Consider the following 19,747-nt stretch of genomic DNA (forward strand, 5'->3'; position numbering starts at 1 on the left):
CGTGACCGGCGTGCAGACCGACGGGCCCTCCGCCGCGGCGGAGGGCCCCGCCCCCGGCTCCGGCCCGGCCTCCGAGCTCGACGCCGGGACCTACGAGGTCCTCCGCGGCCGCCTCGCCGAGCAGGCGGCCGAGCTGTCCCGGCGCGCCGAGCGGCTGAACGAGCGCCGGCTGGAGGTGTTCGGCTCCAGCGAGCTGCGGCTGCTGGGCACCGAGCGCATCCGCACCGAGCACAACTGCGTGCCGCGGGACATCGTGGCCGTGGGCGGGCTGATGCTGTTCGGCTACAACGTGTTCATCGGCCTCAAACCGGAGACCACCGTCGGCGACGTGTTCGCGCTGCACGCCTTCGAGCGGGAGCACGGGGGCGACGGGTTCCGGTTCGCCGAGGCCGGCCGCGGCGAACTCCCCGGCCTGCTCGACGAGGACCGGTTCCGCCGCGACTTCGGCGAGCTGTACCGCTACTACAAGGACACCCGGCTGATGCAGCTGCGCCGGGTCGAGGGGCGGCTGCTGGCGGTCTTCCAGACCGGGCCGCGCACCGACGACACCCGGGTGCTGCGCTGGTCGGTCACCCCCCGCGGCGAGGTCTCCTACCGGGACAACCGGGGCGAGAAGGACCACGTCTTCCCGTCCCCGTACGACTTCGCCTGGACCGAGACCACCCGGGAGGACCACGTCCTCGGCCGCCACCCGCACATCTCCGTCCAGGGGAAGGTGTTCGTGGAGACGGTCGGCGGCGACCTGACCGTGAAGGTGGAGAACAACACCGAGGTGGGCGAGGGCGTCTACAGCGAGCCGGTGGCCGAGCCGCTGCAGAGCCTGGCCGACGCCGAGGTGCACTACGCCGAGGTGGGGCCGCTGATCCTGCTCCGGGTCCGGCCCTACAACGAGGACGCCCACCGGTACCTGGTGTTCAACACCCGCACCAAGGAGGTCGTCCGCCTCGACGGGATCGGCCGGGCCTGCCGGCGGCTCCCCGAGGACCAGGGCATCATCTTCCCCGGCGGCTGCTACCTGGCGACCGGGGCGGTGAAGACCTTCGACACCGACATCGCCGACCTGGAGTTCGAGCGGACCATCCGGTCGCCCAACGGGGAGGACGTGCTCTACGCCTTCCACGGGCGCGCGGAGGGGCGCAGCCTGCTGCTGCCCTACAACGTGATCCGCAAGGAGGTCGCCAACCCGATCGACTGCCACGGGTACTCGCTCTTCGACGACGGCACCCTGGTGGTGTTCCGCAGCTCCGGCGACGAGCCGACCCGGGTGCACCCGCTGCAGGTGTGGGCCACCCCGTTCGTCTCCGACGTGCACGCCGCGGCGCAGCCCGCGGGCACCGGCCCGCTGGAGCGGATCGGCAACGCCGACCTGGTGCGCGGCATCTCCGACTGCCTGTCCATCACCCGGATGGTGGACGAGATGTCGCCGTCCACCGCGGTGTTCGAGGCGCTCATCGCGGCCTGCCGGCGGCTCGGCGACCACTACCACTGGCTCGGCGAGGAGGAGCTGGGCGCCCTGGCCGGGCCGGTCCAGGAGGTGCGCGCCACCGCCGGGCAGGTGCTGGAGGAGTTCGAGAAGGTCCAGGCGCTGACCGCGCAGGCCGCCGAGGCGATGGACGCCGCCGAGGCGGAGGCGGCCGCGCTGGTCCGCCGGGCCCGCGCGGAGGGCGGCGGCTCCGCCGACGCCTGGGTCGGCCTCCTGGCCGAGCTGCGCCGGGCGCAGGGCCGGGCGGTGGCCCTCGGCGAGATGCGCTACATCGACGCCGACCGGGTGGACGGCCTGCGGCGGCGGCTCGCCGAGGAGCTGGACGCCACCGGCCGCCGCGCGGTGGAGTTCCTCCGCGGCGAGGAGGCGTTCGCCGCCTACCACGCCGAGGTGGACCGGCTGGCCGCCGAGGCGGAGGCGATCTCCTCGGTCGCCGGGGCCGGGCCGGTGTCCGACCGGCTCGCCGAGCAGACCGAGGGCCTGGAGGCGGTCACCGAGGTCGTCGGCGCCCTGGACATCGGCGACGCGCAGGTGCGCACCGCGGTTCTGGAGCGGATCGGCGAGGTGGCCGGTGCGGTCAACCGGGCCCGCGCCGCCCTGCGGGCGCGCCGCCGGGAGCTGATGGACTCCGAGGGGCGCGCCGAGTTCGCCGCCGAGTTCGCGCTGCTCGGCCAGGCGGTGACCGCGGCGCTGGCCGCCGCCGACACCCCGGACGCCTGCGACGAGCAGCTCGGCCGGCTGATGCTGCGGCTGGAGAACCTGGAGTCGCGGTTCGCCGAGTTCGACGACTTCCTCACCGACCTGGCCGCCAAGCGGGAGGACGTCTACGAGGCGCTGTCCGCGCGCAAGCAGGCGCTGCTGGACGAGCGGGCGCGCCGGGCCGACCGGCTGGCCGCCTCGGCCGAGCGGATCCTGTCCGGGGTGCGGCGCCGCGCCGCCGCCCTGGAGTCGGTCGACGACGTCAACACCTACTTCGCCTCCGACCCGATGGTGGCCAAGCTCCGCTCGACCGCCGAGGAGCTGCGCGGCCTGGGCGACACGGTGCGCGCCGAGGAGCTGGACGGCCGGGTCAAGGCGGCCCGGCAGGAGGCCGGGCGGGCGCTGCTCGACCGGATCGACCTCTACGACGACGGCGGGGAGACGCTGCGGCTGGGCCGGCACCGGTTCGCGGTCAACACCCAGCCGATCGACCTGACCATGGTGCCGCACCGGGGCGAGATGGCCGTGACGGTGACCGGCACCGACTTCCGGCAGCCGGTGCGCGACCCGGACTTCCAGGCCACCCGGGGGTTCTGGGAGCAGCTGCTGCCCTCGGAGTCGCCGGAGGTGTACCGGTCGGAGCACCTGGCCGCGGCGGTGCTGGCGGACGCCGAGGCGGGCGCGGACGGCCCGACGGTGGCGGAGCTGTCCGAGGCCGCGCTGGGCGGCGGAGGCGGGCTGGCCGCCGCGGTGCGCGGTGCCGCCGAGGCCCGCTACGACGAGGGGTACGAGCGCGGCGTGCACGACCACGACGCCGCGCTGATCCTCCGCGAGGTACTGCGGCTGCGGGCCGGCGCCGGGCTGCTCCGGCATCCGGCGCGGGCGCGCGCCGCGGCCCGGCTGTTCTGGGCGTTCGGCACCGCGCCGGAGGCCCGGGAGGCGTGGCGGACCCGGGCGGTCTCGCTGTCCCGGGCCCGGGACGCGTTCGGGCTGCGCGGCTCGCCGGCGGTCGGCGCCCTCCGCGCCGAGCTGGCCGGCGCGATCGGCGCGTTCCTCGGCGGGGCGGGGCTGCCGGACGCCCCCTCGGCGGCGGCCGGCGGCTACCTGTTCGAGGAGCTCTCCCAGGCCCCGGCGGGCTTCGGCACCAGCGCGGAGGCCCGGTCGCTGCTGGAGGGGTTCCGCGCGGCGCTGGGCGGGCCGTCGTCCGCGGCGCACAAGGAGTTCGCCGCCGACCTGGCCGCGCTGGGCGGGCTGGCCGAGCGGCACCAGCTCGCCTCGGCCTGGCTGGGCGGCTACGCGGCGACGCTGGACGGCGCCGCGCCCCCCGCCGACGTGCTGGAGGAGGCGGTCGCTGCGGAGCTGTGCGGGGCCGAGGTCCAGCAGTACGACTCCTCCGCCGAGCTGTCGGCGAGCGTGGAGGGGCTGCTCGGCACGCACCCGCGGATCGCGGAGCGCCGCCTGGAGCTGCGGCTGGACGAGTTCCTGGAGCGCACCCGGCGGTTCCGCGAGGAGCGCGCCCCGGCGTTCCGGGAGTACCTGCGCCGCCGCAACGAGCTGGTCGGGGCGGAGCGGTCCCGGCTGCGGCTGGAGGAGTACACGCCCAAGGTGATGAGCGGGTTCGTCCGCAACCGGCTGCTGGACGACTCCTACCTGCCGCTGATCGGCGACAACCTGGCCAAGCAGCTGGGCTCCGCGGGGGACGGCAAGCGGACCGACAACAACGGCCTGCTGCTGCTCATCTCCCCGCCCGGCTACGGCAAGACCACCCTGATGGAGTACGTGGCGAGCCGGCTCGGCCTGGTGTTCGTGAAGGTCAACGGCCCTGCGCTGGGGCACGCGGTGACCTCGCTGGACCCGGCGGACGCGCCGGACGCCACCGCCCGCCAGGAGGTGGAGAAGATCGGGTTCGCCCTGGAGATGGGGAGCAACGTGCTGCTCTACCTGGACGACATCCAGCACACCAACCCGGAGCTGCTGCAGAAGTTCATCTCGCTCTGCGACGGCCAGCGCCGGATGGAGGGCGTCTGGGAGGGCCGCACCCGCACCTACGACCTGCGCGGCAAGCGGTTCGCGGTGTGCATGGCGGGCAACCCCTACACCGAGCAGGGGCAGAAGTTCCGGATCCCGGACATGCTGGCCAACCGGGCCGACGTGTACAACCTCGGCGACGTGCTCTCCGGCAGGGAGGACGTGTTCGCGCTCAGCTACATCGAGAACGCGCTGACCGCCAACCCGGTGCTGGCGCCGCTGTCCGGCCGGGACCGCGGCGACACCGAGCTGCTGGTGCGGATGGCCGGCGGCGACGACTCGGTCCGCCCGGACCGGCTCTCCCACCCGTACTCGCAGGTGGAGCTGGAGCAGATCCTGGCGGTGCTGGGCAAGCTGCTCCGGGTGCAGCAGGTGGTGCTCGCCGTCAACCAGGCCTACATCGCCTCCGCGGCGCGCTCCGACGACGCCCGCACCGAGCCGCCGTTCCGGCTGCAGGGCTCCTACCGGAACATGAACCGGCTGGCGGAGAAGGTGGTGCCGGTGATGAACGACGCCGAGCTGGAGGCGGTGATCGACGACCACTACCTCGGCGAGGCGCAGACCCTCACCTCCGGCGCCGAGGCCAACCTGCTCAAACTGGGCGAGCTGCGCGGCACCCTCACCCCGGAGCAGGCGGAGCGGTGGGCCGAGGTGAAGGCCGGCTACCTGCGCGCCAAGGCGCTGGGCGGCGACACCGACGACCCGCTCTCCCGCGCGGTCGGCGCGGTCGGCCTCCTCGCCGACCGGGTCGGCGACGTCCACTCCGCCATCGAGCGCGCCGCGGACCGCTTCCCGGGCCCGGGCTGACCGGCCGCGAAGCCGCCACCGGGCCACTCTGCCCGGGATCTCCCGACCAGAGTGGCCCTTAAATTGATATCTTGGAGAGCAGGATGGAGATACAGGAAAGGAATGGTGAAAGATGTCCAGAACCGTGCTTGATCTTGATGACGAAGCGCTGGCCATCGCCGCGGAAGAACTCGGCACCAAGACGAAGGTCGAAACCGTGAACCGGGCCTTGGCAGAGATCGCCGCCAGACGCCGCTCCCACGAGTTCATCGACCTCGTCGACGAACTCGACCTGGACCTCTCTCCGGAAACGATGCGGGAAGCCTGGCGTTGACACACTACCTGGTGGACAAATCCGCCTACGAGACGGTGAAGCGCAGCCCGGAGGCGAAGGAGGCTCTCCACGACCTCGTCTCGCACGGAGGGACCATCGCGATGTGCGAAATGGTCATCCTCGAACTCCTCTACTCGGCCCGCAATCTGAGCGACTACGAGCGTCTCAGGGATTCCTACCAGAGGCTCCCTTGGCTCGAGACCACGAGCTCCGCGCTCCGCAGAGCTGTGGATGTGCAGCATGAGCTGGCGCGCAAGGGCCTGCACCGCCGCCCTCTCCCCGATCTCATCATCGCGGCGACCGCCGAGGAGCACGGCGCCACCATCGTCCACTATGACAAGGACTTCGACCTGATCTCCGGCATCACAGGCCAGCCGACCCGCTGGATCATCCCCGTCGGCCAGGTCTGACACCGCCTCGTCCGGCGGACGGTCGCGGCCCTCCCCCCTCCGGACCGTCACCCCGGCGGCCTACCATTCGGGCCATGTCCTGGTACACCCCGGTCCCGGTGGCCGATGACCTCTCCGCGGAGCTGGCCACCGGGTGGACCGCGCGCGCCGGCGGGGCGCACATGCTGGTGCCGGACGGCTGCGTGGACGTGCTGTGGCTGAGCACCGGCCGGATCGTGGTGTGCGGGCCGGAGACCTCCGGGTGGTCGTTCGAGCTGCCCGCAGGGACCGAGGCGGTGGGGGTGCGGTTCCGCCCCGGGCTGGCCGCCGCCGCACTGGGGCTGGACACCCCCGGGTCGCTGAACCGGCGGATCGACCTGGCCGACGTGCTCGGTGCCCGCACCCAGCGGATCCTGCTGGAGCGGATGGACGGGGCCGGCACCGCGGAGCACCGGCTGCACCTGCTCCAGGACGGGGTGCGCGAGCGGCTGCGCACCGTACCGCCGCCCCGCGCGGTGCACGGGTCGGCGCGGACCGCCGCGCTGGTCTCCGGGATGCTCGGCGACGACCCGTCGTCGCCGGTGGCCGAGCTGGCCCGCGCCGCCGGGCTCAGCGAGCGCCAGCTGCACCGGCGCTGCACCTCCGCGTTCGGCTACGGCCCGGCGGTGCTCCGCCGCATCCTCCGCCTGCAGCGCTTCCTCCGCCTGGCCCGGCACCCCGCCGCCACCACCGACCTCTCCGTCCTGGCCGCCATGGCCGGCTACACCGACCAGCCGCACCTCAACCGGGACTGCCGGGCCCTGGCCGGTGTCTCCCCCCGCGTCCTGCTCGGCCTGGAGCTGAGCGACATCACCGCCTGAGCTGCGGCGACACGCATTTGACTTCGAGTTAACTCGAACTTCTAGGCTCCTCGGTGACCTCCCCGCCGACCAGAGGAGCCCGATGACCGAGCCGACGCCGCCCAAGGCCGGCCCGCGCGAGTGGACCGGCCTGGCCGTGCTCGCCCTCCCCGTCTTCCTGATGTCGGTGGACCTGACCGCGCTGCACCTCGCCCTCCCGCACCTGACCGCCGAGCTCGGCGCGGACAGCGCGCAGCAGCTGTGGATCCTGGACGTCTACGGCTTCCTGCTGGCCGGGCTGCTCATCACCATGGGAACGGTGGGCGACCGGATCGGCCGCCGCCGGCTGCTGCTGATCGGCGGCGCGGCCTTCGGCGCCGCCTCCCTGGTCGCGGCCTACGCCCCGACCGCGGAGGCGCTGATCGCCGCGCGGGCCCTGCTCGGCGTCGCCGGGGCCACGCTGATGCCGTCCACCATGTCGCTGCTGCGCAACATGTTCCTCGACGACCGCCAGCGCGCCATGGCCATCGGGATCTGGATGAGCTGCTTCTTCGCGGGCAGCGCGGCGGGCCCGCTCATCGGCGGCGTGCTGCTGGAGTGGTTCTGGTGGGGATCGGTCTTCCTGATGGCCGTGCCGGTCATGCTGCTGCTCCTGGTCACCGGGCCGTTCCTGCTGCCGGAGTTCCGCGCCCGGGAGGCCGGCCGGATCGACCCGCTCAGCGTGCTGCTCTCGATGGCCGCGGTGCTGCCGCTCGTCTACGGCCTCAAGGAGGCCGCCAAGGACGGGTGGGGGGCCGGAACCGCGGCCGCCGTCCTGGCCGCCGCGGTCTTCGGGTGGCTCTTCGTCCGCCGGCAGCACCGGCTCGACGCCCCGCTGCTCGACCTGTCGCTCTTCCGGCACCGCGTCTTCTCGGTCGGGCTGGGGTCGGTGCTGGCCGCCAACGCGCTGATGGGCGGGTTCGTCCTGCTGCTGGTGCAGTACCTGCAGCTGGTGGAGGGCCTCTCCCCCGCCCTGTCCGGGGCGTGGATGCTGCCGTTCGCGCTGACCACCCTGGTCGCCGCGCTGGCCACCCCGCCGGTGGCGGCCCGGCTGGGCGAGCGGGCGACCATCATCGGCTCGCTGCTGATCGGGGCCGCCGGGTTCGTCCTCGTCGCCGTCGCCCCGGACGGCCCGGCCGCCTTCGCCTGGACGCTGGCCGCCACCGCCGTGGTCGCCCTGGGCATGACCCCGCTGGGGGTGCTGGTGGTCACCCTGGCCATCGGCGCCGCCCCCAAGGAGCGGAGCGGGTCGGCCTCCGCCGTCACGGAGACCTTCGGCGAGATGGGGGCGAGCCTGGGCGTGGCGCTGATGGGCGCGCTGGCCACCGCCGTCTACCGGACGGCGGCCGAGGGCGGGCTGCCGCCGGGGGCCGCCGACGGGGCCCGGGAGAGCCTCCCCGGCGCCGCCGCGGCCGCGGCGGACCTGCCCGCGGAGGCGGCCGCCGAGCTGATGTCCGCGGCCCGGGAGTCCTTCCTCACCGGCTTCACGGTGATCGGCGCGGCCGGCGCCGCCGGAGCCCTGGCGCTGGCCGTCCTGATCGGCCTGTTCCTCACCCCGCCCGCCCCTGCCCCCTCCCCCGCCGAGGAGGCGGACGGCGCGAGGGCCGCGACCTGACCCGCACGTCCGGGGGCTCCGCCCGGACCCCACCGCCCCGGCCGGCGCGCGGATCGCGGCCGCGCCGGCGGAAATCACGGCGGAAATCCGGCCGGGGCCGAACGAATCCGCGAATCGCGGACGAAGAACGTCCGCATCCAGGGGGATGATCCTGATATGGAGAACGGCAGCGGGAACCGGATCGACCGCCGGACGCTCAACCGGACGGCACTGGAGCGGCAGTGGCTGCTGCGGCGCGAGCCGCGCTCGGCCCTGGACGCGGTGCGGCACCTGGTCGCGGTGCAGGCCCAGGAGGCCAACCCGCCCTACGTCGGGCTGTGGACCAGGCTGGCCGCCTTCGAAAAGGACGACCTGGCCGGGCTGCTGCACGGCCGGGAGGTGGTGCGCTCGTCGATCCTGCGCGGCACCCAGCACATGGCCGCCGCGGAGGACTTCCGCTGGATCCGCCCGCTGGTCCAGCCGCTCCTGGAGCGGACCTGGAGATCCTCGTTCGGCAAGCACAACCCGGGCGTGGACCCGGAGGAGGCCGCCAAGGCCGCCGCGGAACTGCTCGCCGGCCGCCCCCTGACCCGCCCCGAGCTGGCCCGCCTGCTCGCCGAGCGGTGGCCGGACTGCGACCGGAGGGCCCTGGGCTGGCTGGCGCAGTCGATGCTGCCGCTGATCCACGAACCGCCGAGCGGGCTGTGGGGCAGGAGCGGCCGCACCCCGTTCACCCTGGCCGAGGAGTGGATGGCCGCCCCGATGGAACCCGGCCGCCCGGTGGCCGACCTGATCCGCCGCTACCTGGCGGCGTTCGGCCCGGCCTCGATCCGCGACTTCCACGCCTGGTCGGGGCTGAGCCGGACCCGGGAGGTCTTCGACGGCCTCCGCCCCGAGCTGCGCACCTTCACCGACGAGACCGGCCGCGAACTCTTCGACCTGGCGGACCTCCCGACGGCCTCCCCTGACGCCGAGGCCCCGGTCCGCCTCCTCCCCGACTTCGACAACCTGCTGGTCGCCTACCACGACCGGACCCGGGTCATGCAGGACGACGTCCGCCGCCGCGTCTGCATCGGCGCCGTCGTCGCCCCGACCGTCCTGGTCGACGGCGAGGTCCGCGCCATGTGGCGGGTGACCGAGCGGAACGGCACGGCCGTCCTCACCGTCGAGGAGTTCACCCCCACCCGAGGCGAAACCCGCGGAGCGATCACGGAGGAGGCGGCCCGCCTCCTGGGCTTCTGGTCCCCGGAGGCGGCGGACTACGACATCCGCTTCACCCGCGCGGAGTAGGAAGGAAGCCCCGCACACGCGGGGAGCACGGGTCGGACGGTCAGGAGGACAAGTCGAGGACCGGACCATCCCCGCGTACGCGGGGAGCACCGGCTAGAGGGGTCGCGCCATTTGGGGTCGAGGGGCCCATCCCCGCGTACGCGGGGAGCACTCTTGCTGAACTGGGATTCTCCCGAGCCGCAGGGCCGTTTTCAATCACTTCGCATCGAACCCTCGGCAGGGGCGCCCCCTCTGCTCGCCCGGGAACGGCGGCCCCCCGCAGAAAAACCATGCCGTGCCGAAAGCCCCCGAGCCCTACGATGCCCGGGTGGAATTCTCAGGTGGCTGGGACAGCAGGGCGGTACTCGTCGACGGGCACTGGGTGGAGCGCAGCCCGCGCAGCCCGGAGGCGGCCGGGTCGCTCCGCCGGGAGGCGGTCCTGATGCCCTGGCTCGCTCCCCGCCTCCCGCTCCCGGTACCGGTCCCGGAGATCGTCGGCGCCGATCCGCTGGTCGTGCGGCACGAACTCGTTCCCGGTGAACCGCTCGACGAGTCCGGGGAGGCCTCCGAGTCCATCGGCCGCCTCCTCGGCCTGTTCCTCCGCGCCCTGCACGGGGTCCCCGTCGATGAGGCCGTCCGGCACGGGCTGCAGCCGGCCGCCGAGGCGCGGCGCGAGCACGAAGACCTTCTCGACCGGTTCCGCGCCGAGGTCGTCCCGCTGCTCCCCGCCGACTACCGGACCGCGGCATCGGCTCTCCTCGCAACCGCCTCCGGCCTGCCGTTCGACACCGTCGTCCACGGCGATCTCGGTCCGGAGCACGTGCTCACCGACGGCGCTTCGCCCACCGGTGTCATCGACTTCGGCGACGCGCACGCCGGCGACCCCGCCATCGACCTGGCCTGGGCCCTGAACGGGGCCGCCCCGCCGTTCGCCCGCGCCGTCGCCGCGGCCTACCGGCCGTCCGGCGGCGACCTCGACCGGGCACTCACCTGGCACCGGCTCGGCCCCTGGCACGAGGTGCTGCACGGCATCGACACCGGGACCCCCGCCTACGTGCGGAGCGGCCTGGACGGGGTCCTGGGCCGGCTCACCGGCGGGTGCGCGGCTTCCTGACGGCCCACTTCACCGGCCGTCATCCGGGGAAGCGGGGTCACCGACGCGGACGAGGTCGACAGGCGAGTCGAAGCACGCATGCTCCGCAAGCAGGTTCTCGCGCGCCCGGATGCCCCCACCTTCTGGGCCATCATCGACGAGTCGGCGCTACGCAAGGTCACACCGGACCTCGCGGACCAGCTCCAGCATCTCCTCGACGTGCAGCGCTCGAACCTGCGGATCCAGGTTCTTCCTGACCGTCTGGGACCGCATGCGGCCATGACGGGGCAGTTCGTGCTCCTAGACTTTCCAGAGGACCCCGGCGTCGTTTACCTGGAGAGCGCCGAGGATCAGCTCTTCCTGGAAGACCCGGTCGAGCTGCGACAGTACGAGCTGCTGTACGGCTACGTGCAGTCGTCGGCCCTCAGTGTGGACGACTCTCGCGCGTTCATTCAGGAGCGACTGAGCGCGATCACATAGAAGGTACGAGATGCCCGATATTTCCCACCGCAAGTTCCATAAGAGCAGCTACAGCTCAGGCAAGCAGGAGAACTGCGTCGAGGTCGCCGAGGGCGCCGCGACCCTCGTCCGCGACACCCAGAACCGCAGTGCGGGGTACCTGTCCGTCCCGGCTCGCGAATGGCGCGCCTTCCTGGAAGCCCTGAAGAGGGACGACATCTAGGGAACCCAGGACAGCAGGAAGCCCCCGGCGTGCACGCCGGGGGCTTCCGCCATACATACCCGATGTATTTCCCACCGGGAGTGTACCCCGGGGCGCGCCGGCGGCCCAGGTGCCGGATCCGGTCACGCCCTGCTGGGGAGCGGCTCTTGGAGGCCGGTGCGCCGAGGTGATGCAGGCGCAGATCGACAAGCTCATCGAGGCGTCAGAAGGGGCGATCCGATCAAGGTTCAAGTGCTCGCGCTAGAGGTAGGACTCCACACAGGTACCGCCGAGGCGTTCACCTTCCTGGACCTTCTTTCTCCAACGTCGCGGATCCCTCGATCGGAGGCCTCCGTCGCCCGGCTGCATGAACTCCGCAGCAACTACCAGTAGTAGGAACCGTGGACCAGAACCTTCACTTCGAGTTCCGCAAGAGCAGCTACAGCGTCGGCAAGGGACAGGACTGCGTCGAAGTCGCCGACACCCTGCGCGCCTCCGCGGTCCGGGACTCCAAGCACCCGGGGGCCGGGCACCTCATGTTCCCCGCGGACGAATGGAAGTCCTTCATCGACAGCGTGAAGCACAACCGCTTCTGAGCTGAGGAAACACGTGAGGCCCCGGCGATAACACCCGCCGGGGCCTCACGTGTGCTTCACCTGAAAGCATCCCGCGCGCATTCTACGTCGCTCGCTGTTGCACGCCTAGTCATCGAACCCGGTCCCCGGAACGCGGATCGCCTCGGATTCAGGCTCCGATCAGTCGCCCGCCCGCCCGAGCCGCACCTCCAGGCCGTCGAGGACCCGCTGGAGGCCGTAGTCGAACGAGGCGTCGCGGACCTGCGCCGGGTCCTCCTTCCCGTCGGCGATGTAGCGGGCGTGCAGCCGCCGGTAGGGGCGGGCGGCCTCCTCCGCCGCCGGGCGCAGGCGGCGGTGCCACTCGTCCTCGCCGATCCCGCTGCGGGCGACCGTGGTCTTCCACGCCGCCTCGCTGCTCGCCGACCCCAGCACGAAGGCCACCAGGGTGTTGAGCGCGCCGTCGGCGTCGACCGGGCCGAAGCCCCCCGCCTCGAACAGGGCGAGCATCCCCTCGTGCAGCCGCATCACGTTCGGCCCCAGGTAGGCCATCCCGATCTCGCCGATCAGCGGCGCGATCCAGGGGTGGCGGAGCACCACCGACCGGATGCTCCCGGCGCACACGGCCGCCGCCCCGCGCCACTCCCCCGGAGCATCGGCCTGCGGCACCTCGATCTCGCCGTAGACCTCGTCCACGACCAGTTCGAGCAGCTCGTCGCGGTTGGCCACGTGCCGGTAGAGCGAGGTGGCCCCGGCGTTCAGCCGGCCGCCCAGGCGGCGCATGCTCAGCGCGTCGAGCCCCTCCCCGTCCAGCAGCCGGACCGCCTCGGCCACGATCTGCTCCCTGCTCAGCGCGGGCTGCTCGCGCCGCTTCCGCGACCGGGTCCACGCCGAGGCGATGGGGCGCTCGCCGTCGTCCGCCATGTCCTCTCCTCCCGTTCCGGGCCACCGTAGCGCACGGTGTTCGCCATTGCGCACACCCATCCCGATGAGTACAGTGTGCGCAATCAAGCGAACGGTGTACGCATCATCGCGCCGGGCCATGGCGGCAGAGGGAGCGGCGCCCGCCCCCCACCCTCCGCCGACCTCTGCCCCGGCAGACTCCGACGAGGAGGAGAAGAACATGACGGTCCGCGAAGCGCCCCGCAGCACGCGCACGCCCGACCCCGCCCGCTGGCAGGCCCTGCTGGACGAACTGCTCGCCGCCCACCGCGTGCCCGGCGCCGCCCTGGCCGTGCTGGTCGACGGAGAGGTCCACGAGCTGGCCGCCGGTGTCCTGCACCAGGGCACCGGCGTCGCCGCGACCCCCGACTCGGTCTTCCAGCTCGGCTCGGTCGCCAAGGTCTACACCGCCTCCCTCATCATGCGGCTGGCCGACTCCGGCGACCTCGACCTGGACGCACCGGTGCGCGACGTGCTGCCGGACTTCGCCGTGGCCGACCCGGACGCCTCCGCGTCGGTCACGCCCCGCCTGCTGCTCTCGCACACCTCCGGCATCAGCGGGGACTTCACCCTGGACACCGGACGCGGCGACGACTGCCTGGCCCGCTACGTCGACGCCTGCCGGGACGTCACCCTGGACTGCCCGCCGGGGACGGTCGCCTCCTACAGCAGCACCGGCTACAACGTCCTGGGCCGGATCGTCGAGGTGCTGACCGGCCGGGTCTGGGACCGGGCGCTGAAGGAGCTGCTGCTCGCCCCGCTCGGACTGGAGCAGACCATGACGCTGCCCGAGGAGGTGCTCCGGTTCCGCGCGGCCATGAGCCACCTGGAGGGGCCGGGCGGCGGCCCCGAGCCCGCGCCGGAATGGAACGCCCTGCCCCGCTCGGCCGGCCCCTACGGCGGGGTCTGCGCCACCGCCGGCGACGTGGTCCGGTTCGCCCGGATGCACCTGGACGGCGGCACCGCCCCGGACGGCACCCGGGTGCTCTCCGCCGAGAGCGCGGCGGAGATGCGCCGCCGCGTGGTGGACGTGCCGGACAAGTGGACGGTCGGCGCGGACGGCTGGGGCCTGGGCTGGCCCCTGTACGACTGGGGCGGCGTCCCCGGCTTCGGCCACGACGGCGCCACCCTCGGGCAGTACTCCTACCTGCGCGTCGTCCCCGAGGCGGGCGTCGCCGTCGCGCTGCTGACCAACGGCGGGGCCGCGCGGCGGCTCTACGCCGACCTCCTCCGCGAACTCCTCGCCGAATCGGCCGGGGTGCGGATGCCGGACCCCTTCGGGCCGCCGGCGCGGCCCCCCGCGATCGACCCCGCCCCGTTCATCGGCACCTACCCGCGCGAAGGCGTCACCACCAGGGTGGCCGAGCGGTCCGGCGCACTGCACATGGTCTACGAGCTCACCGGAGGAATGGCGGCCTTCTCCCCGCCGATCGAGGCCGAGCTGGTGCCGGTCGCCCGGCAGACCGGCCGGGGCCCGGACGGGGAACCGGTCCCCGAAACGGTCTTCGCGGCCTCCGGCGCGGGCACCGCGTTCAACGAGGACTGGATGCCGGTGGTCTTCTCCGCCCTACCGGACGGCACCCCGTACGTCTCCATCGGCATGCGCGCGGCCCCGAAGGAGGCCCCGGCCATACCCTAAGCGGCGGGGCTAGGCGGCGGGCGGGTCCTGGGCGGCCAGCTCTTCGGCCAGTTCCATGCAGCGCAGGCGGGCCGGGGAGAAGTCGTAGGGCATCTTGCCGACGGCTTCGTACGCGCTCATGGAGCCGGCTTCCCCCCTGCCGCCGCCGGGGCCGGCCCCGTCCCCGCCGTCCTCGGCGGCGGCAGGGTGCAGAGCGTCCCAGGCGTCGCAGAGGGCGTCGTCGTCCTCGCTCAGGCCGGACTCCTCGATGGCGGCCTGCAGGGCGCTTTCGAAGGCGTGCCGCTCGGCGGCCACCCGGGCCACCCGCGGATCATCGACGGCGACGCCGTCATCGAGCGCCTCCTCGGCCTCGTCGATGCGGTCGGACTCCTCCCGCAGAGCGGGGTGCGCGGCCAGGGCGACGAAGCGGGCGGCCTGGAGGGCCGCGCCGAGCGGGCCGAAGATCCGCTCGGTGACCAGCAGGCCGTCCAGGTCCGCCTGGCGCAGGGCCCCCTCGGGCAGGCCCTTGAGGCGCTCGGTGACGAAGTCGGAGAGCAGGCCCATCCGGCTGCCTTCGGTGCGCATCCGCCGCACGGCGGCCCGCTGCCGCCGCAATTCCGCCTCCTTCTCGGCGAGGGTCTCCTCCAACCGCTCCAGGACGCCCGCGACGCCGTCTCCGCCGTCCGCATGGGCGGAGGCCGCGCCGGCGGTGAAGGCGTCACGGATGTCGTCCAGGGCGACCCCGGCCTCGGCCGTCTTGCGGATCCACAGCAGGCGGATCATGTCCTCGTACCCGTAGCGGCGGCGGTCATCGCCGCCCCGCTCGGGCTCGGGGAGCAGGCCGATCTCGTGGTAGTGGCGGATCGCCCGCGGCGTGGTGCCGGCGAAGGCCGCCGCGTCACCGATCCCGACCCGGCGGGGCGGCATGAAAGACGAGAGCATGGGCAGGGGCCTTTCCTCAAGGGAGCGGGACGCGAGTCCACTGGACCACATGCCGCTGCGGAAGGTGCAACCCCGTCCGCACCGTCCCGCGCCGATGCCGGGGAACACGCCCTCCCCCCGCACCCGCGGCGGGTGGCCCCTCGGCCGGCCGGCACCGGTCCCGCCCTGGCCCGGGGCGGGGGAAGCGGCCGCAGGCCGCCCGCCGGACCGGGTCAGCCCGTACTGCGGAACGACCGCATGAAGTGCGTCACCAGCCGCTGGGCCGTCCGGCCGGCCCGTTCCGGGTCCGGCTCGGCGGCCACGGACGCCGCGACGGCGTCCGTGGCCAGCCGCAGGTCCCGACCGGTGACCGCCGCCGCGACCCGGCCGCCCTCCTGCGCGCTCGCCAGGAGCCGGTGCAGCCCGCGGTGGACCCGCTCGTCGAGGTCGCGCGCCAGGTCGGGAAAGCGCTCCCGGTGGTCCGGTGCGCACGCGCGCGTGGCGACCGCCTCGGCGGCGACGAGCCGCAGGGCGCGCTCCAGCGCCAGGTCGGCCGGGACCGTCCGGGCCAGCTCCTCGAAGCGCTCCGCCAGTTCCGCCGCGGCGTGCTCGGCCAAGTCCGCCACGAGCGCGTCCCGGCCCGGGAAGCGCCGGTGGACGGTGGCGACCGAGACCCCGGCGCGGCGGGCCACGTTCTGCACGGTCGCCTCCAGGCCGCGTACGCGGAAGACCTCTCGGGCGGCCCGCAGCACGCTGATCCGGTTGAGCCGGGCGTCCCGCCTCAGCTCCCGGTACCCGTCCCCGGGGTGGATCTGCGCGTCCTCGTCCACGTCTCGTCTCACTTCCGCGCCGTCGGGATGGGCGGCCGACGGGCCCTGGTTGCCCACGTCGGTACCGGCCGCCACCGGTGAGAACCCACAGACGAGGCGGGGGCTTCCCCCGCACAGGGAGGAACCATGCGCGCAGTCCGCTACGGACGCTACGGAGGACCCGACGTCCTGAGCGTCGTCGACGGGCTCACCCCGCCCCCGGTGGGCGCCGCCGACGTGCGGGTGCGGGTGTCCGCCGCGGCCGTCGGCGGCGGCGAGGCCCCCATCCGCGCCGGACGGCTGCGCCGGGTGCTGCGCCAGCGCCTTCCGGCCGGGACGGGCGTCGATTTCGTGGGGACCGTCGCCCAGGCCGGGCCGGCCGTCACCCGCGCGAGCGCCGGCGACCTGGTGTGGGGGGTGATGCCGCACGGCACCTTCGGCTCCATCGCCGAGTCGGTCGTCGTTCCCCAGGAGCGCATCGCCGCCGCCCCGGCGTCGGTCCCGGCCCAGGAGGCGGCCGCGCTGCCGGCCTCGGGCACGACGGCACTGCACGCCCTGACCCGCCGGGGGCGGCTGCGCCCGGGGCAGCGGCTGCTGGTGCGCGGAGCCGCCGGGGGCGTGGGGGTGGTCGCCGTGCAGCTCGGAGCCGCCCTGGGCGCGCACGTCACCGCACTGGCCGGGGCCGACCACCTCTCCTGGCTGGGCGGACTGGGCGCCTCCGAGGCCTTCGACCACCGCAGTACGAGGGTGCAGGACCTGGGGCGGTTCGACGTGATCCTCGACCTGGTCGGCACGGAAATGGCCCCGCTGCGGAGCCGCCTCGTCCGCGGGGGCACGCTGTTCCCGCTCGCCCTCGACCCGGGCCGACCGATCCGATCGGCCCTGTGGACGGCGGCGGGCGGCCTCGACCGGCGCACACGGCTGAGCCCGTTCAGCAACGATCCCTCCCCGCAGGAGCTGGAGGAGCTGGCCGCCCTGGTGGATGAAGGCGCGGTCAAGCCGGTGGTCGCCGCCGTGCTGTCGATGGACGACATCGCCCAGGCGCACCGCATGCTCGAACGCGGCGGGGTGCGGGGCAAGATCATCGTGACCCCCTGACCGGGCGGCGGAACGCGGCGGGCCGGGTGCGGGGCCGACGACGGCCGGCCGACGCACCCGGGCCGCCCGGAACCGCCGTACGGGTCTCGGGCAGGCAGGGCCCCGGCCCGGCCGGGGTAGGCCGTCCTGCTCCCCTGAACAGGAGCCGTCCCCGCACACGCGGGGCGGATCTGACCCTGATGCGCGACGAGATGCGAACCGGCGAGCCATCCCCGCGTACGCGGGGCGGATACTTCTCGACCTGGGGCTCTCTCCGGGTCAGGGCTCGTTTTCATTCGCTTCCGTCGAGGACCCCGCTCCCGTCCTCCGGCCCTTTCCCCTTTCGGGAAAGGCCTGGGCGGTCACTCCGTCCGCGAGCGGGAGCGCGGCTCCTCCCCCAGTGCGTCCACGCCCCAGCTGGAGAGGAGGCGGAGCGCCTCCGCCGAGGGGGAGTCCGGTTCGGCGTGGTAGGTGACCAGGGACTGGGGTGAGCCGTCCGGGAGGTGGAAGGTCTCGAAGGCGAGCGTCAGGTCGCCCACCACCGGGTGGTGGAAGCGCTTGGTGCCGTGCCCCTTCTCCCGCACGTTGTGCGCGGCCCAGAGCAGCCGGAAGTCGTCGCTCTTCACCGACAGCTCTCCGACCAGTGAGGACAGCTTCGGGTCGTCCGGGTAGCAGCCCGCGTCCATCCGCAGGTAGCTGACGATGTCGGCCGCCTTCGAATCCCAGTCGACGAACAGCTCCCGGTAGTCCGGCCGGAGGAAGACCAGCCGCGCCCAGTTCCGCTCCTGGGGCGGCAGCTCCCCCCAGTCGCCGAACAGCGCCGCGGCCATCCTGTTCCAGGCGAGGATGTCGGACCGGCGCCCCACCACGTACGCCGGCACGCCCTCCATCGTGTCCAGCAGCTGCCGAAGCGCGCTCCGCACCTTCTGCGTCCGCGCCTCCGCCTTCTTCTTGTGCCGCTTCGGCTTGGCGAGGTGGGTGAGGTGCGCGTGCTCGGCCTCGGTCAGCCGCAGCGCCCTGGCGATCGAGTCCAGCACGTCCGCCGAGACGTTGCGCCCGTTGCCCTGCTCCAGGCGGGTGTAGTAGGCCGCGGAGACCCCGGCGAGCTGCGCCAGTTCCTCCCGGCGCAGCCCCGGCACCCTCCGGTAGCGGCCGTAGTCCGGCAGCCCGACGTCCTCCGGCTTCAGCCGCGCCCGGCGGGTGCGCAGGAACTCGCTGAGCTCGGACCGGCGGTCGATCTGCCCCTCTTCCGCCCCGGATTCCGAACCGGGGCCGGCCGGCCCGCTCCCCTCATCCGATCGTTCTTCCATGCCGTCCAGTATTCCCCGTGTCAGCTGCGGGAACGTGATCCTGTCAGTGGTAGGAACGGCGGTCGTAGGCAGAACGGAGGCCTGGGAGAACCCGGAGCGCCGCGGCATGCTCGGTACCGTGCCCGGTTCTAGAGGGAGACCGGGCGCAGACCGATTTCTAGGAGCACTCACCGATGACCACCGTCGCCGCTTACGCCGCACCCGCGGCCAAGGCCCCGCTCGAGCGCACCGCCATCGAGCGCCGCCCGGTCGGCGAGTTCGACGTCCTGATCGACATCAAGTACGCGGGCATCTGCCACTCCGACATCCACCAGGCCCGGGAGGGGTGGGGCGAGGCGATCTTCCCCATGGTCCCCGGGCACGAGATCGCCGGCGTCGTCGCCGAGGTCGGTCCCGGCGTCACCCGGTACGCGGTCGGCGACCGGGTGGGCGTGGGCTGCTTCGTCGACTCGTGCCGCGAGTGCGAGTACTGCCGCAAGGGCGAGGAGCAGTACTGCGCGAAGGGCGCGGTCAACACCTACAACGACCTGGACGGGAACGGGGAGCCCACCTACGGCGGCTACTCCCGGGCCGTCGTGGTCGATGAGAACTACGTCCTCCGGATCCCGGACGCGCTGCCGCTGGACGCGGCCGCGCCGCTGCTGTGCGCGGGCATCACCACCTACTCGCCGCTGAAGCGCTGGCAGGCCGGTCCGGGCAAGAGCGTCGCCGTGGTGGGCATGGGCGGCCTCGGGCACATGGGCGTCAAGATCGCGCACGCGCTGGGCGCCGAGGTGACCGTGCTCAGCCAGTCGCTCCGCAAGGAGGAGGACGGGCTGCGGCTGGGCGCCGGCCACTACTACGCCACCGCCGACCCGGCGACCTTCGAGAAGCTGGCCGGCTCGTTCGACCTGATCCTGTCCACGGTGTCCGCCCCGCTGAACCTGGACGCCTACCTGTCCCTGCTCAAGCCGGACGGCGCGCTGGTGAACGTGGGCGCACCGGAGGAGCCGGTGTCGATCAACCTGTTCTCGGTCATCGGCGGCCGCAAGACGCTCGCCGGATCGATGATCGGCGGCATCGCGGAGACCCAGGAGATGCTGGACTTCTGCGCCGAGCACGGCTTCGGCGCCGAGATCGAGCTGATCAGGGCGGACGAGATCAACACGGCTTACGAGCGCGTGCTCGCCAGCGACGTCCGGTACCGGTTCGTCATCGACGCGTCGAGCATCTGACCCGGGGAGGCGGCGGGCTCCCCGCCCTCACGCGGGGAGCCCGCCGCACGGCTCGGCCCGGCCGGCGAGC

Annotated in this window: 17 protein-coding genes; 13 read left to right on the plus strand and 4 right to left on the minus strand. The window is 73.6% G+C overall.

Annotation, left to right across the window (positions count from 1 at the left end; all coding sequences use genetic code 11):
- The first annotated feature begins 1 nt into the window (after position 1).
- The 10 genes from J0910_RS29175 to J0910_RS29220 all read left to right on the plus strand — a co-directional run bounded on the left by J0910_RS29175 (position 2) and on the right by J0910_RS29220 (position 11,810).
- Positions 2 to 5,017 carry a DNA repair ATPase gene (locus J0910_RS29175; RefSeq protein WP_420161718.1) on the plus strand — a complete coding sequence of 1,672 codons (5,016 nt, stop codon included), beginning with the start codon at positions 2 to 4 and terminating at the stop codon, positions 5,015 to 5,017.
- Positions 5,018 to 5,129: 112 nt separating this feature from the next.
- The gene (locus tag J0910_RS29180) at positions 5,130 to 5,330 is read left to right on the plus strand and encodes a type II toxin-antitoxin system VapB family antitoxin (RefSeq protein WP_420161719.1); all 201 of its coding nucleotides are present in this window, start codon (positions 5,130 to 5,132) and stop codon (positions 5,328 to 5,330) included.
- An 11-nt stretch (positions 5,331 to 5,341) separates the two neighbouring features.
- The gene (locus J0910_RS29185; RefSeq protein WP_420161720.1) at positions 5,342 to 5,740 is read left to right on the plus strand and encodes a PIN domain nuclease; all 399 of its coding nucleotides are present in this window, start codon (positions 5,342 to 5,344) and stop codon (positions 5,738 to 5,740) included.
- 74 nt (positions 5,741 to 5,814) lie between these two features.
- A complete protein-coding gene (locus tag J0910_RS29190; RefSeq protein ID WP_420161721.1) occupies positions 5,815 to 6,579 on the plus strand; it encodes a helix-turn-helix domain-containing protein in 765 nt (254 codons plus the stop codon).
- Positions 6,580 to 6,661: 82 nt separating this feature from the next.
- Positions 6,662 to 8,212, plus strand: a complete 1,551-nt coding sequence (locus J0910_RS29195; RefSeq protein WP_420161722.1) for an MFS transporter — start codon at positions 6,662 to 6,664, stop codon at positions 8,210 to 8,212.
- A 156-nt stretch (positions 8,213 to 8,368) separates the two neighbouring features.
- Positions 8,369 to 9,481, plus strand: a complete 1,113-nt coding sequence (locus J0910_RS29200; RefSeq protein ID WP_420161723.1) for a winged helix DNA-binding domain-containing protein — start codon at positions 8,369 to 8,371, stop codon at positions 9,479 to 9,481.
- 307 nt (positions 9,482 to 9,788) lie between these two features.
- On the plus strand, positions 9,789 to 10,574 hold the full coding sequence (locus tag J0910_RS29205) for a phosphotransferase family protein (protein WP_420161724.1): 786 nt from the start codon (positions 9,789 to 9,791) through the stop codon (positions 10,572 to 10,574).
- A 21-nt stretch (positions 10,575 to 10,595) separates the two neighbouring features.
- Complete coding sequence (locus J0910_RS29210; protein ID WP_420162121.1) at positions 10,596 to 11,033, plus strand: DUF5753 domain-containing protein; 438 nt, start codon at positions 10,596 to 10,598, stop codon at positions 11,031 to 11,033.
- Positions 11,034 to 11,043: 10 nt separating this feature from the next.
- Positions 11,044 to 11,235, plus strand: a complete 192-nt coding sequence (locus tag J0910_RS29215; protein ID WP_420161725.1) for a DUF397 domain-containing protein — start codon at positions 11,044 to 11,046, stop codon at positions 11,233 to 11,235.
- A gap of 380 nt (positions 11,236 to 11,615) precedes the next feature.
- Positions 11,616 to 11,810 (plus strand): DUF397 domain-containing protein, encoded by a 195-nt coding sequence (locus J0910_RS29220; protein ID WP_420161726.1) that lies wholly within the window; start codon positions 11,616 to 11,618, stop codon positions 11,808 to 11,810.
- Between the two features lie 159 nt (positions 11,811 to 11,969).
- On the opposite strand, the gene J0910_RS29225 is transcribed toward J0910_RS29220, so the two are convergent.
- Positions 11,970 to 12,710 (minus strand): TetR/AcrR family transcriptional regulator, encoded by a 741-nt coding sequence (locus tag J0910_RS29225; RefSeq protein WP_420161727.1) that lies wholly within the window; start codon positions 12,708 to 12,710, stop codon positions 11,970 to 11,972.
- A 199-nt stretch (positions 12,711 to 12,909) separates the two neighbouring features.
- On the opposite strand from J0910_RS29225, the gene J0910_RS29230 reads away from it, so the two are divergent.
- Positions 12,910 to 14,367 (plus strand): serine hydrolase domain-containing protein, encoded by a 1,458-nt coding sequence (locus J0910_RS29230; RefSeq protein ID WP_420161728.1) that lies wholly within the window; start codon positions 12,910 to 12,912, stop codon positions 14,365 to 14,367.
- Positions 14,368 to 14,376: 9 nt separating this feature from the next.
- Here the strand turns inward: J0910_RS29230 and J0910_RS29235 are convergent, their stop codons facing one another.
- Together J0910_RS29235 and J0910_RS29240 are read right to left on the minus strand one after the other, a co-directional pair.
- Entirely contained in the window at positions 14,377 to 15,288 is a 912-nt protein-coding gene (locus J0910_RS29235; RefSeq protein ID WP_420161729.1) for a MerR family transcriptional regulator, read from the minus strand.
- 212 nt (positions 15,289 to 15,500) lie between these two features.
- The gene (locus J0910_RS29240) at positions 15,501 to 16,172 is read right to left on the minus strand and encodes a TetR/AcrR family transcriptional regulator (RefSeq protein ID WP_420161730.1); all 672 of its coding nucleotides are present in this window, start codon (positions 16,170 to 16,172) and stop codon (positions 15,501 to 15,503) included.
- A gap of 51 nt (positions 16,173 to 16,223) precedes the next feature.
- Here J0910_RS29240 and J0910_RS29245 point away from each other — a divergent pair, with 51 nt between their 5' ends.
- Complete coding sequence (locus tag J0910_RS29245) at positions 16,224 to 17,174, plus strand: NAD(P)-dependent alcohol dehydrogenase (RefSeq protein WP_420161731.1); 951 nt, start codon at positions 16,224 to 16,226, stop codon at positions 17,172 to 17,174.
- Positions 17,175 to 17,515: 341 nt separating this feature from the next.
- Here J0910_RS29245 and J0910_RS29250 read toward each other — a convergent pair whose 3' ends face one another.
- Entirely contained in the window at positions 17,516 to 18,463 is a 948-nt protein-coding gene (locus tag J0910_RS29250; protein ID WP_420161732.1) for a helix-turn-helix domain-containing protein, read from the minus strand.
- A 173-nt stretch (positions 18,464 to 18,636) separates the two neighbouring features.
- On the opposite strand from J0910_RS29250, the gene J0910_RS29255 reads away from it, so the two are divergent.
- Positions 18,637 to 19,677 carry an NAD(P)-dependent alcohol dehydrogenase gene (locus J0910_RS29255; protein WP_420161733.1) on the plus strand — a complete coding sequence of 347 codons (1,041 nt, stop codon included), beginning with the start codon at positions 18,637 to 18,639 and terminating at the stop codon, positions 19,675 to 19,677.
- Positions 19,678 to 19,747: the final 70 nt, after the last annotated feature.

Origin of the sequence: Nocardiopsis oceanisediminis (assembly GCF_048595525.1) — a bacterium.
In the GTDB taxonomy this organism is placed as follows: Bacteria; Actinomycetota; Actinomycetes; order Streptosporangiales; family Streptosporangiaceae; genus Nocardiopsis_A; species Nocardiopsis_A oceanisediminis.